Raw genomic sequence first — 13,568 nt, 5'->3', positions numbered from 1 at the left:
AGTAATGAGTAATGAGTAAGGAGTAAGGAGTAAGGAGTAAGGAGTAAGGAGTAATATCAAATCCGGTTGAATACAAGAGTGTATTGTTGGGGGAGATGGTCCGATTGTCCGATTACTGAGGAGTAATACGATAACTAATTACCCGGATTCTATATTATAAATAAAAATGGAGGAGTCAGGAGGTAGGGACGTATTGCTGACGCTTTCGCTCCGCTAACGCTGCGCGACATGTAACGCATTAATGTTCAAGCAACGTCCGTACAGGAGAAATGAGGGAAGAGGAGGGAATTTTACAGCAGTTTTCCTGCACGGTAGACCACAGTAGGGACGTTCCATGGAACGTCCCTACGGGGTTTTGGTTGTGACGATGTGGTTCATCAAGAAAGAAAAGCGCTGTAAGTTATAAGGAGCAGAAAGTTTTTTTATCACGTTCTGATCCGGACATGATATAATCCACAGTTTTAGCTGTGTCACGCCACTACATTCTGCATGACAAAATGTATAGCGCTACGCGAAGCGGGAATGAGGAACTGCGTTTTTTCCTGACGGAATGCTCCGCAAAGATGTCGCGCAGCGAAACAGTAGCTTCGGCGCTCACGATCGGCATTGAAATCAGGAATATTATTTATTTTATCCCCTTAAAAGAGTCGGCGTAACTACCCCAATTTTTCGGTGATAGGTTTTATATCATGTCCGGTTGAATAGTTATAAATAAAAATGGAGGAGTAATGAGTAATGAGTTATGAGTTATGAGTAATGAGTTATGAGGGAAGAGGAGGGAATTTTAAGCTATAAATGAAGAGAAAGTTTTTTTATCACGTTCTGATCCGGACATGATATTAGGTTTTATATAGAATCCGGTTATATAGTATATGTTAATAATTCTATAATTACTTCAGTATTCAATCTCCCCTACTCCCCTACTCCCCTACTCCCAACTATACAATAACTATTCAACCGGACATGATATTAGGTGGCAGATACTAGATTTTTAGGTGAAGAAATTTGTCATAATTTTAATTAAAAAAAGCAGATAAATTTTAACCTAATTATTTGTATCTTTGGAGTAATATCATGTTTGGATAATCACTTATAAAAAAATCTTTTCCCTTTCAACCAATATTCCCTTCTGCCTCCCCCCTTTCACTCGTGGGGTAGGGGGGATGCCTTCTGCCTTCCTTATAAATAGGTTATAATCTTCAGCAAAGTTAATTATCCATTATTAAAAATACTCAGATAATTGACAATATTATCCGTAATTAGGGGCAACATTAATATGACTAATCGTTTAGCTACATCCCAAAGTCTTTATCTCCGCAAACACGCAGAAAATCCTGTAGATTGGTGGCCGTGGTGTGAGGAAGCTTTAGAAACTGCGAAGCAACAAGATAAGCTGATTTTTCTATCAATTGGTTATTCAAGTTGTCACTGGTGTACTGTTATGGAAGGAGAGGCATTTTCTGATGAGAAAATCGCTCAATATTTGAATGAAAATTTTTTACCAATTAAGGTAGATAGAGAAGAAAGACCTGATGTAGATAGCATCTATATGCAGGCACTACAAATGTTAACTGGGCAAGGTGGTTGGCCGTTAAATATATTCTTAACTCCTGATGATTTAATACCTTTTGTTGGTGGTACTTATTTCCCTGTTGAACCTCGTTATGGAAGACCAGGTTTTTTAGAAGTTTTACAAAAAATTAGGAGTTTTTATGACCTTGAAAAAAACAAACTTGACGCTTTAAAAGCGGAAATGTTAGAGGGTTTAAGGAAGTCAGTTTTATTACCCGAAGCAGAAGATTTAAGCGAAGAAGTATTACAAAAAGGTTTAGAAGTTAGTACAGCAATAATTAGCGATCGCTACTCCCAACAAAGTTTTCCAATGATACCTTATGCTGAAGCTGCTTTACAGGGAATAAAGTTTAATTTTGAATCTCAATATAACAGTAATGAAATTTGTTTAAAAAGGGGATTAGATTTAGCATTAGGCGGAATTTACGATCATGTTGCCGGGGGTTTTCATCGTTACACAGTAGATTCTACTTGGACGGTTCCTCACTTTGAAAAAATGCTCTACGATAACGGTCAAATTGTTGAGTATTTAGCTAATTTATGGAGTTCAGGATATCAAGAAGCAGCTTTTAAACGGGGAATTATTGGCACAGTAAATTGGCTAAAAAGAGAAATGACAGCACCCGCAGGATTTTTCTATGCTGCCCAAGATGCTGATAGTTTTACCACTCCAGATGAGGTAGAACCAGAAGAAGGAGCTTTCTATGTTTGGAGTTATAAAGAATTAGAAAATTTATTAACCTCGGAAGAATTATCTGAACTATCAGAACAATTTTTTATTACATCTAATGGCAACTTTGAAGGAAAAATTGTCTTGCAAAGAAAGGAAGTAGGAGAGTTAAGCGAAACTGTAGAAAATTCTTTATCTAAATTATTTGAACTGCGCTATGGTGTTCAACCTTTTAATCTAGAAACTTTTCCACCAGCAGCAAATAATCAAGAGGCAAAAAATAATAACTGGCCTGGCAGAATTCCCGCAGTAACAGATACTAAAATGATTGTTGCCTGGAATAGTTTAATGATTTCTGGATTAGCAAGAGCAGCTACAGTATTTAAGAATTCTAAATATCTAGATTTAGCAGTTAATGCTGCTAATTTTATCATCAAAAATCAGTGGGTTGACGGACGTTTTTATCGGCTAAATTATGATGGAAAACCTGCAGTAATTGCACAGTCGGAAGATTATGCTTTGTTTATTAAAGCATTACTAGATTTACAGCAGACTTCGATTAGTTTAGAAACTTTATCAAATGCTAATTTTTGGTTAGAAACAGGAATCAAATTACAAAATGAATTTGATGAATTTTTATGGAGTCTAGAAGCAGCAGGTTATTATAATGCTCCGACAGATGTTAGTGGAGAATTAATATTAAGAGAACGGAATTATATTGATAATGCAACTCCCGCAGCAAATGGCATAGCAATTACTAATTTAGTACGTCTATTTTTGCTAACTGAAGAATTACATTATCTTGACCGAGCTGAGTCAGCTTTAACAGCTTTTAGCAGCATAATGAAAAAATCCCCCCAAGCTTGTCCGAGTTTATTTGTTGCCCTAGATTGGTATAGAAATCACACTTTAGTCAAAACTTCTGAAGCAGAAATTTCTAATTTAATTACTCAGTATTTTCCTACTGTTATTTATCAGAGACAAACAGATTTACCAGAGAATTCTGTGGGATTAGTTTGTCAAGGTTTGATTTGTAAAAAACCCTCTTTGAGTAAACAGGAATTATTGGAAAATTTAGAGGAAAGTCAAAATCGTTCGGCGAAAATTGATAATGGATAATTGATAATGGATAATTGATAATGAATAATGAAAACTATAGTGTTTTCAGATGAGATGTCAATATCTCAAATAAAAATGCTATATCTCTAATTAATTAATTATCAATTATCCATTGTTTTATATTCTTTACCATTACCCATTGCTCCAAACCTCCATACCTTTTTAATAACACTCTGTTTCCGCATCTCAAATAAAAACGCTATATTTCTAATTAGGGTTTGCTGATTAAATCTAAAAAACTTATACAGTAAGGATTTAATATCATGTCCGGATAATTAGTTATAAAAAAACTTTCTTCTTCTTCTCCTATTCTTCCTCTTCCTTCTTTCTTCCCTCCTGACTCCTGACTCCTCCGTAGTTATTTATTTATCACTGTTCAACGGGACATGATATAAGACATTTTTAATCAGAGAAAGTACCAGTTTTTTGGTTCCCGTGAGCTGCAAAAAGTGAGGATTTTCAACAGACAACAGCTCCAAAATTAAGGGATAATTTTTCCAACTACATTGCCTAAGTTCAGCATTTATACTGACTACTACAAAGAGTAAAAAGACTTTTTCAGCAAACCTTAATTATCAATTATCAATTATCAATTATCAATTATCCATTATCCATTATCCATTAATGAATGGTGCATCAGATTTAACCGAAAAATTTTGGTTTAAAGCCTCCCCTTGGATAGGGGATAATAAATAAAAATTTTTATGATTAGTCAATCCTATCAGTTTCAAGGAGAGGTAATTAATAATTATTAATTATTCATTATTAATTATTAATTGTTGAACAGCTTTTATGGAGCTTTAGGTCAATTTCTTAGTTATCGTTCTGCTCTTAGAAAAAAACAACCAGAAAGAGTTTTATATTTAGCAATTAGCCAAGATATCTACAGTGATTTTTTCAGCAATCAATTTATTCAAGAATTAATTGCTGAACATCAACTCAAATTAGTAATTTTTGAAGCGATGAAAGAGGAAATAGTTTTATGGAAAGAATAAATTATCAAGAATTAGTTCAAACTATTTTGACTAAACACTCAGGTAATGACTTAGATAAAGACACTAAAGTACAATTAATTTTTGACACAAAACGAGAGCATTATCAAGTAATTAATTTAGGATGGAAAGATCAAAAACGAGTTTATGGCTGTGTTATTCATGTTGATATAAAAGAGGGTAAAATTTTGATTCAGAGGGATAGAACTGAAATAGGAATAGCAAATGAGTTAGTAGCTGCTGGAGTTCCTAAAAAAGATATTGTTTTAGCTTTTAAAGCTCCCTATTTACGTCAATTTACTGGATTTGCAGTGGAATAAGCTATGCCAGAACTCATATTTTAAAGTGAGAAGTTGCGCTGTTCGCCCAGGATTACGGAACAGAAATTCTAATAGCTTAATGCTTACGTTGCTGTTGAATAAATGAGTATTAAATTATCTCTAAAATTTAGATTTAATTATACAGCAACCATAAATAAGTTATAATATTTTTGCTTGGGTTTGGAGACCAAACCCCTACAGTTTTTTTCACAAATTATTTCTTATGACTATATGTTTAGTAACGCATCTTTAAAAAAGACTGGCTCCGGATGGGAATTTGTCAGTGAGGAAATTTTAGAGGATTTTCTTTATGAACATTTGGAAATTTTACTAGGTTTAAATGTCTTAGAAAAACAACATATTGTGAATAATCAAAGGTGTGATATTTTAGCTGTTGATAGTCAGAAAAAGTTAGTAGTTTTGGAGTTAAAAAATGTTGAGGATAGGGGAATTATTCAACAGTTGACTCGTTATTATGATGCTTTGTTAGATGAGAAACCTTTTAGTGATAAAGTTGATTATCAGCAACCTGTGAGATTAGTAGCAATTACTCCTAATTTTCATCGGGATAATTTTACAGATAGAAAATATCATACTCTTGATTTTCAGTTTTTAGAGTTTTCTATTATTCAAGATGAGGAGAAGTTTTATCTCTGTTTGAAAGATATTGATAATGGAGAGATTTCAAAAGCAATTATTCCCTATCAAGAACTAGAAAATGATTTAGATTTACCAGCTCCACCTAAAGCACTTTCAAAAGTTGTAAATAATTTAGATGCTCAACAGCAAAAAGAGGTATTGAAGGTTCGACAGAAAATTCTCAGATTTAATCCTAAAATTCAGGAATTTGCTTCTGCTGGAAGTATTAAGTACGGAAGTGGTAGTGGTAAAAGCAGCAAATTTTGTGCTGAATTTTTCTTAGATAAAGGTGAGTTAATATTATTTCTATGGATACCATATAAGGCAGGAGAAAGTTCAAGAATTGGAAGAGCTAGAATTTGGACAGATTGGCAAGATAAAGCTTTGATTGAAGGTTATGTTTCAAGTGGAGTAGGAACAAAAATAAATAAGCAGAAAAGGAGTATGCAAAAGTTAATAGAAGCAATTGAAACAGAAGGAGATTGTTGCAAATTAACAGTAACTGACAGAAATAGAATTGTTAAGGGTATATATACTTTACCAATAAAACCAACTATAGTGAATAAATATTTTCAGGTAGTCAATAGAATTCTTAGTGATTACGAACACGCAAAACTTTTAACATACGAAGATGTAGAGTTATTTAAGCATTATAAAAAAATGTCCAGAGAAAGAATGGGGGAAGAATTAAATTCAAAAGTTTTAGATTATTACAAATCTCTAGACTCATTAGTTGATTTAGCACTCCAAAAATGGTTAGAAAGACTTTGAATAAAATTTAGATCAAATCCCATTTATTCCCTACTAAAAAATATCCGATCAGAGTAAGATTGATAGTAAGGAAAAAAGCTGTTTTAACTACTGACTACTGTAGGGGCAATTCGCGAATCGCCCCTACAACTAAAAATCATACAATCATTCACCAACGCCCAACTTTTAACTTACTATCATTGTCGTAAAGGAATTGGTGTAACAAATGTACATGGAGTAATTGGGTTAAAGAATGTCGGTGATACACCTATAGAAACTGATGATAAATCTCTAGACTCCTTAGTTGATTTAGCACTCCAAAAATGGTTAGAAAGACTTTGAATAAAATTTAGATCAAATCCAATTTCTTCCCTACTAAAAAATATCCGATCAGAGTAAGATTGATAGTAAGAAAAAAGTTGTTTTAACTACTGACTACTGTAGGGGCAATTCGCGAATCGCCCCTACGACTAAAAATCATACAATCATTCACCAACGCCCAACTTTTAATTTACTACCATTACATTAAATAAGAGATTTGCACTAAGTAGAGAATAGATTTTTTCATCACTAATTAAATGGACTTGATATGAGATAGAACTTACAGCATCGCCATAACCAAAATCTTGTAGGGACGTTGCATATAACTTACCTGTAAGGGCGAATGCCATTCGCCCCTACTGTGGTCTACCGACATGAAAACTGCTGTAAATTACTTATACCATTTGGATAAATACTTGCCCTACATATTTCAGAGCTAACTTTCCATATTAACACTATTTTGTAACATTATTTTATCAAATTGGTCTCATATATAGAGATTATCCGTATTTCTGCAAGAGTGAAAAATTAACCATAGTTGCACTTTAGTTAATAGTAGTTATAATACAAATGATATTTATATATTTTGGGAAAAAAATGAGTAAAAATTAGTAAAAATTAGTCAATATATACAAATAACAAATTAAGCAAGAAAACAAATTAATTAAAAAGTCAAAAGCTTGCTAGTTAAATTGTTTTATGCCAATAATTCCTGGAAAAAACCTAATTATAAATAAATAATTAATCGTTCAAAAAAATAATAACTTTATTCGTCAATCCGAAAAAAAATCTAGAAAAACTAACCAGCAAAAATTAAAAGAGAAAATTTCAGAACCAAAATCTGAACCCTGAGAAAAAAAGCTGGTAAACCTGGGACAAAAACGCTTATGGAAATACCGTTCAATATAACTCTCCTGATTATCCTTACAGTCGCCTGTGGTATAGCTTCTCAAGTTGTGGCCGCCTACCTGAAAGTACCTGCAATAGTCTTTTTGCTACTATTTGGTATTTTAGTAGGTAAAGATGGTCTCGGCCTAATACATCCAAACCTATTAGGCAGTGGTCTAGAAGTTATAGTCTCTCTATTCGTAGCCCTAATTCTGTTTGAGGGTGGCCTCAATTTGGAACTAAGAGAATTAGGAAAAGTTTCCGGCAGTATCCGCAACTTAGTAACCATAGGGACATTAGTCACACTAATTGGTGGAGGTATGGCTGCCCACTGGTTAGGAGAATTTCCTTGGCCGATCGCTTTTCTTTATGCCTCCTTAGTAGTAGTTACAGGGCCAACAGTAGTAGGACCATTGCTCAAACAGGTATCAGTAGACCGCAAAATAGCTACTTTGCTGGAAGGAGAAGGAGTTCTCATCGATCCTGTAGGAGCAATTCTGGCCGTATTGGTACTTAATATCGTTTTAAATGAAGGTGCTGACCCTGTAGGATTATTTAGAGACCTGGTTGTGCGCTTAGGAATGGGCACTATTATTGGTGCAGCAGGAGGTTGGATACTTGGATTTAGTCTCAAAAGAGCAAAATTTCTCTCGGAAGAATTAGCAAACCTAGTTGTTTTAGCTGCTTTGTGGGGAATGTTTGGTCTAGCAGAAGAAGTCCGGAGTGAATCTGGGTTAATGACTACAGTAGTAGCGGGGATAGTAGTTGGAGCTGCTGAAATACCAGAATTGCGATTAATTAGGCGCTTCAAAGAACAACTGACAATGCTAGGTGTTTCGGTATTGTTCATTTTATTAGCAGCAGACCTATCTTTAGCAAGTGTCGTTGCCCTGGGTTGGGGAAGTGTATTGACAGTTTTGAGCTTAATGTTTCTGGTTCGTCCCCTCAATGTATTAATCTGTACTTGGAATAGTCAGCTTAATTGGCGACAAAAGATGTTTGTGAGTTGGGTTGCCCCTAGAGGAATAGTTTCGGCTTCAGTTTCTTCTCTGTTTGCCATCTTATTAACTCAGAAAGGTATCAATGGTGGTGACTCTATTAAAGCTTTAGTATTCCTGACAATTATAATGACCGTTTTTAGTCAAGGACTAACCGCAAGATTTGTGGCTCAAATGTTAGGAATTACCTCTAGTTCTGCTACTGGTGCTGTAATTGTAGGTTCAAATCCTCTGTCTCGATTAATTGGACAGATATTTAAAGACCGGGGTGAATCAGTGGTACTAATTGATACAAATGAGGATGGTTGTAAACAGGCACAAACAGAAGGTTTACAAGCATACAAAAGTAGTGCCTTGGATACTAATGTCCTAGAAGAAGCTGGTTTAGAATCAGTAGGAACTTTTTTAGCAATGACGAAGAATGGGGAAGTAAATTTAGTTTTGGCTCAAAGAGCAGCAGAAGAATTTAAGCCACCAAGGGTATTAGCTGTTTATCCAAAAAGTCCCCAGGAGAAAAATAATAATAATAAAGACAAGGTTCAACAAGCATTTACGACTGAGTTAAATCTGAAAAGTTGGAATCAATATCTTTCTGACAAAGAGGTGAAATTAGGTGAAACAGTGCTGAAGCAATTGGGATTTGAATTTCAAAAGACTCATCTCAAGGAAATGATTAAGTCTGGGCAGTTCATACCACTTTTGCTCGAACGGCAAGGAAGTCTTCAAGTATTGTCTGCCACAGAAAATTGGCAACCAGGCGATCGGATTATTTATTTGCTGCATGACCCGAAACCTAAACTTTTGAAACGATTATCTGGTTCTCAGAAGACAACTTTAACTATAGAAAGACATCCGGCAGTTGAACAAGTTCCTATTCCTAGTGTAGCTCTAGAAACTGATTCTGAAAAAATACCAGCTAAATGAGGTTGGGAGATGGGGAGTGTGGGAGGTGTGGGAAGTGTGGGAAGGGTGGGAGGTGTGGGGAGGGTGGGGAGAGGGGGAAGTGTGGGAAGGGTGGGAAGTGTGGGAAGTGTGGGAAGTATTGCTTCTGAGTTCTCAAAGGAGAGAGGTACTGATAACTGATATAGCAAACAAAGAATTAGTTAGGGCATAGACTGATGATGAATCAAGAGCGCGAAAATGTCTTTCCAACTGTTCCCTGTTCCCTGTTCCCTGTTCCCTGCTATAAAAGCAAAGAAAGAATTAGTTAGGGCATAGACTAATGATAAATCTAGAAAGCGGAAATGTCTTTAACTGTTCCCTGTTCCCTGTTCCCTGTTCCCTGATATAACTGAAATGACCTACTGCCTCAACTCTGAATGCCGAAAACCATTTAATCCATCGGAAAATAGATTTTGCCAAAGCTGTGGAGCTAAGTTGCTATTGGGCGATCGCTACCGTGCGATTAAACCTATTGGTCAAGGTGGCTTTGGTAAAACTTTTTTGGCTGTGGATGAGTATAAACCTTCGCTTCCCAAGTGTGTAATTAAACAATTTTTTCCCCAAAGTAGTGCTAATGCGGAAAAAGCTGCTGAGTTGTTTCGTCGGGAAGCTATTAGACTTGATGAGTTGGGTCAACATCCTCAAATTCCCGAATTAATGGCTCATTTTCAAGAGGGGGAGCAACAATATTTAATCCAAGAATTTATTGATGGGCAAAATCTGGAACAAGAGTTGGTTGGGAATGGAGCTTTTACGGAAAGTCAGATTCAGGAGTTACTTTGGGATTTGTTGCCTGTTTTGGAGTTTGTTCACGAACGGCAAGTGATTCATCGGGATATTAAGCCAGAAAATATTATTCGGCGCAAGTCTATTACGCTTCCTGATGGTGGAGGGGAAATTAAAGGTCAGTTGGTGTTGGTAGATTTTGGGGCGAGTAAGGTAATTACGGACTCTTCCCTGGGGAAAACTGGAACAACTATCGGTAGTGCGGGATATGTGGCACCGGAACAGTTGGCAGGAAGAGCGGTTCCTGCTAGCGATCTTTATAATTTGGGGGTGACTTGTATTTATTTGTTGACTCAAGTTGCACCTTTTGAGTTGTTTGATGTGGTGGAGGGTAACTGGGTTTGGCGACAATATTTACAGTCTAATGTTAGTGAAGATTTGGGGATAATTATCGATCGCCTTTTGGCTCCGAATATTAGTGAAAGGTATCAGTCTGTAAGTGATGTCTTAAAGGAATTAGAATCTGTCAAATATCAGAAAAATTTTGCTGGTTCGGGTTCTCAAACAGGAGGTAATAATCCTTCTTTGTTAACAAAAATGTTAGGTGGAATTCCGCAGGTTATTAAAGGTCGAATTATGCAGGAGTTTGGCAAGACAGAGGAAGCGATCGCTGCTTATGATCGAGCTCTTAAGATTCGACCTCATAATTATGATGCTTGGTTTAAGAAAGCTGAGGTTTGTTATCAATTGAAACGTTATGAGGAGGCGATTTTTTGTTATGAAAAGGTGGTAAAGTTACAACCGAATCATTGGCAAGGATGGCGGAGTTTAGGTGTTTTGTTTTATCAATTTAATAGATATGAAAAGTCTGTAGAAAGTTATTTTAAATCTTTGGATATTCAACCGGAGCAACCGATGGTTTGGTTGTGGTTAAGTTTGGCTATTAAGAAGTCGGGAGATGAACAAAAAGCACAAATGTGTTTAGAAAAAGCGAGGAAATCTTTGCCGGAAAGTCCGGTGGAAAGTGCAGAGATTTTATGGCGAGCTTGGGAGAAATTGATTCGGTAGTTTGGAAGAAGAAATAGACTTGACATTTTGAGTTTGCATTAAAGTGGCAGATTAGCTTTAAGGATTTTTATTTTTAGAGTATGGAACTTCTTCTCCATTTGTTCCACTTCTTGACATAATTCCTCGAAACTTTGCTCTTCACCAAAAATAGAAATACCCCATTTATTAAGCAAACCCTATTTAATCCTTATATCCGTGCCATAATCCGTGTGAGCGCTGCAATTTCTTTTTTGCCCACTCGCGCAGTTCTTCGTCTGAGTTCCTTTGTTTGTAGCTAGTAGGTTGGGTAGAGCGAGAGCAAAACTCAACAGGTACAATATTGTTGTTGGGTTTCGGGGTACCTCAACCCAACCTACAAAACTTCTGACTCTCCCAAATCTAAATTAAAAGACTGTTGTAACTCCTCAACCAACTGCTGATTATTGACTATTACAATCTCCAACCAAGTCAAATTTTGTACAATAAAAGCAGCTGGATGCTGACCTATTTGTAATTCATTGACATACTCCCGACGTTGCCCTTACGGGAAAAATAGGGATTCTTCAGTCTGGGAAACCCTGACCGCTGTTTAGACAGAGGTGATGTCCTCCCCCTGTTTTGACTTTTACAATAACAAAATGCTCTTAGCTTGTCAAGGGCATATGAACGTTTAGCTTATGAAGGTATCCGAATCCGGGCCCAGGCTTTCATCCCGACGCTCCCCCTCCCCCCTATGCACGGGGGGTTAGGGGGGATGGAGAGCGCGGGACTTCCCGCCAGGAAAGTTAAATACACCCTGGGGAATCACAACTTTACCAAAAAGTTGGGGCAACAAATCAAGATATCCAACCTTGGCTAATTCACTAATTGGGGTAGTATCAGAAACAATAATCATTTAAAATTTCTGCTGATTTAAAATTAATTCTGCTTGTTCCACTTCTTGACATAATTCCTCGAAACTTTGCTCTTCACCAAAAATAGAAATACCCCATTTATTCATCATTTCAATCATTTTAATTCGAGAAATACCTAAAATTTGTGCAGCTCTACCACTGCTAATTTCTCCTACTTCTAATAAAGCCATTACATATCCCTCTTTCGCTTTTTGTAGAGCCTTTTCTCTAATCTCACTTGAGAGCTGAAGATTTTCCAAACCTTCATCGGAAATTGTTAAAGCCATCTTCAAATCCTCCTAATTCTACAGTTTAATTTTCTCCTTAAATTACATTCCTATTTTACTACTTATTCCCCTAATTACAAAAAAAAACCATTGAGCTACGGTTATCCATTATATACAAAAACAACTTCCAACTTCTGACTTCGTTAAATCCGCGAGCAAGATGCTCACACTCGTTCCGCTGGTTATCCCCGACATAAAAGGTGAACCTAGTGGCAGCTATATCACCCTATTTCGATTATTGATGCGCTACCATTTATTGGCCAATAGTTAAATAGCTAAAAGCCTTTACATATATAAGCTTCAGCCTTTTTTATATCAAAGATTGATGTTTGATTTATTTATTGGACAATAGTTGTAGAAGTATGAAGTACATATGCTTGCCTATTGTGCGGTAGCTATATGTTTTCATACAACAAAGCCGTTAGATAAGTCTGACTGGAGCTAGTAGGCAAGACTTTTAACTGTTGATTTTGCAGATCGAGTTCAATGCCTAATGCTTCGAGTGGCAATACTCCTAATAAAGCGTCGCTACCTCCAGGAAGTTCTAAACATTCAAAAGTTCCTTCCCGTCCTAGTAGAGAAATCTTGGCATCTTGAAAAATGCGTGCTTTACTAATACCAGTGGCAGTCATTACATCTACTTCTTTGAGAATTTCTAATCCTAATTGAGCGATCGCTTCTGGTGGTAAACAGAGAGTTGTAGCTCCTGTATCTACCAGAACATCTTTAATAACAATAGAACGTACTTCTTCAGCAGAAATCAAACTTCGAGAAGCAGCAGCTTCGTCTATACGGTTAGTGATGACTAGAGTTGTGGTTATTTTACCCATTGAGTTTTTGTTGACAGAGTGCATAAATTTTCTCCATTTTATTCTAATACAGTCAGGAAGAAAGAGGTTTTACCGACAATTTTAGTCTAAAGGAAACAGGACTTACGCAGAGGGAACCCAGAAACCCGGTTTCTTGTAGAAACGGGGTTTCTTTGCGCAAAGGAAAATTAATTGTGTTCTCTTCCCCAAAGATCGTTTGATATCAAATCTGTTGGCTTCGGAGTAATATAACTCTGTCGTCGTCATACAATGATTAGAGGGCGAATGCCATTCGCCCCTACAATATGGACTCTTATCTTTAGATACTGAATAACATCGATGCTACCGGATTTGATATGACAATAAGACTAACAACTTAATCCGTGTATCCGTGGCCAAATCCGTGTGAGCGACGATCGTTTGAAAATAATACAAACAACTTAATCCGTGTATCCGTGGCCAAATCCCTGTGAGCGACGATCGTTTGAAAATAATACAAACAACTTAATCCGTGTATCCGTGGCCAAATCCCTGTGAGCGACGATCGTTTGAAAATAATACAAACAACTTAATCCGTGTATCCGTGGCCAAATCC

General features: G+C 36.3%; 12 protein-coding genes. 7 read left to right on the top strand and 5 right to left on the bottom strand.

Going from position 1 to position 13,568, the window contains the following annotated elements; genetic code table 11:
- Nucleotides 1-1,276 precede the first annotated feature (1,276 nt).
- From F6K40_RS26550 to F6K40_RS26535, 4 genes are all read left to right on the top strand, one after another.
- A complete protein-coding gene (locus F6K40_RS26550; protein ID WP_293140106.1) occupies nt 1,277-3,361 on the top strand; it encodes a thioredoxin domain-containing protein in 2,085 nt (694 codons plus the stop codon).
- Between the two features lie 779 nt (nt 3,362-4,140).
- Entirely contained in the window at nt 4,141-4,356 is a 216-nt protein-coding gene (locus F6K40_RS26545) for an element excision factor XisH family protein (RefSeq protein WP_293140105.1), read from the top strand.
- Nucleotides 4,344-4,673, top strand: a complete 330-nt coding sequence (locus tag F6K40_RS26540; RefSeq protein ID WP_293140104.1) for a XisI protein — start codon at nt 4,344-4,346, stop codon at nt 4,671-4,673. Before F6K40_RS26545 ends, F6K40_RS26540 begins: the two co-directional genes overlap by 13 nt.
- Nucleotides 4,674-4,853: 180 nt before the next feature.
- A complete protein-coding gene (locus tag F6K40_RS26535; protein WP_293140103.1) occupies nt 4,854-6,083 on the top strand; it encodes a PDDEXK family nuclease in 1,230 nt (409 codons plus the stop codon).
- A 485-nt stretch (nt 6,084-6,568) separates the two neighbouring features.
- Here the strand turns inward: F6K40_RS26535 and F6K40_RS26530 are convergent, their stop codons facing one another.
- Nucleotides 6,569-6,733, bottom strand: a complete 165-nt coding sequence (locus tag F6K40_RS26530; RefSeq protein WP_293140102.1) for a hypothetical protein — start codon at nt 6,731-6,733, stop codon at nt 6,569-6,571.
- 537 nt (nt 6,734-7,270) lie between these two features.
- On the opposite strand from F6K40_RS26530, the gene F6K40_RS26525 reads away from it, so the two are divergent.
- The 3 genes from F6K40_RS26525 to F6K40_RS26515 all read left to right on the top strand — a co-directional run bounded on the left by F6K40_RS26525 (nt 7,271) and on the right by F6K40_RS26515 (nt 11,005).
- Nucleotides 7,271-9,193 carry a cation:proton antiporter gene (locus F6K40_RS26525; RefSeq protein WP_293140101.1) on the top strand — a complete coding sequence of 641 codons (1,923 nt, stop codon included), beginning with the start codon at nt 7,271-7,273 and terminating at the stop codon, nt 9,191-9,193.
- Between the two features lie 16 nt (nt 9,194-9,209).
- Nucleotides 9,210-9,383, top strand: a complete 174-nt coding sequence (locus F6K40_RS26520) for a hypothetical protein (RefSeq protein WP_293140100.1) — start codon at nt 9,210-9,212, stop codon at nt 9,381-9,383.
- A 182-nt stretch (nt 9,384-9,565) separates the two neighbouring features.
- Nucleotides 9,566-11,005: a serine/threonine-protein kinase gene (locus F6K40_RS26515; RefSeq protein ID WP_293140099.1), complete on the top strand. Its 1,440-nt coding sequence runs from the start codon at nt 9,566-9,568 to the stop codon at nt 11,003-11,005.
- 38 nt (nt 11,006-11,043) lie between these two features.
- On the opposite strand, the gene F6K40_RS26510 is transcribed toward F6K40_RS26515, so the two are convergent.
- The 4 genes from F6K40_RS26510 to F6K40_RS26495 form a co-directional block, all read right to left on the bottom strand.
- Entirely contained in the window at nt 11,044-11,178 is a 135-nt protein-coding gene (locus tag F6K40_RS26510; RefSeq protein WP_293140098.1) for a hypothetical protein, read from the bottom strand.
- A 551-nt stretch (nt 11,179-11,729) separates the two neighbouring features.
- Nucleotides 11,730-11,879 carry a PIN domain-containing protein gene (locus F6K40_RS26505; protein WP_293140097.1) on the bottom strand — a complete coding sequence of 50 codons (150 nt, stop codon included), beginning with the start codon at nt 11,877-11,879 and terminating at the stop codon, nt 11,730-11,732.
- Entirely contained in the window at nt 11,880-12,164 is a 285-nt protein-coding gene (locus tag F6K40_RS26500) for a UPF0175 family protein (protein WP_293140096.1), read from the bottom strand.
- A 395-nt stretch (nt 12,165-12,559) separates the two neighbouring features.
- The gene (locus tag F6K40_RS26495) at nt 12,560-13,018 is read right to left on the bottom strand and encodes a retroviral-like aspartic protease family protein (RefSeq protein ID WP_293140095.1); all 459 of its coding nucleotides are present in this window, start codon (nt 13,016-13,018) and stop codon (nt 12,560-12,562) included.
- Nucleotides 13,019-13,568 lie beyond the last annotated feature (550 nt).

It is taken from the genome of Okeania sp. SIO3I5 (assembly GCF_010672085.1).
GTDB lineage: Bacteria > Cyanobacteriota > Cyanobacteriia > Cyanobacteriales > Microcoleaceae > Trichodesmium.
Note: the sequence above shows the minus strand (reverse complement) of the source record. Positions and strands in the feature narration are given on the sequence as shown.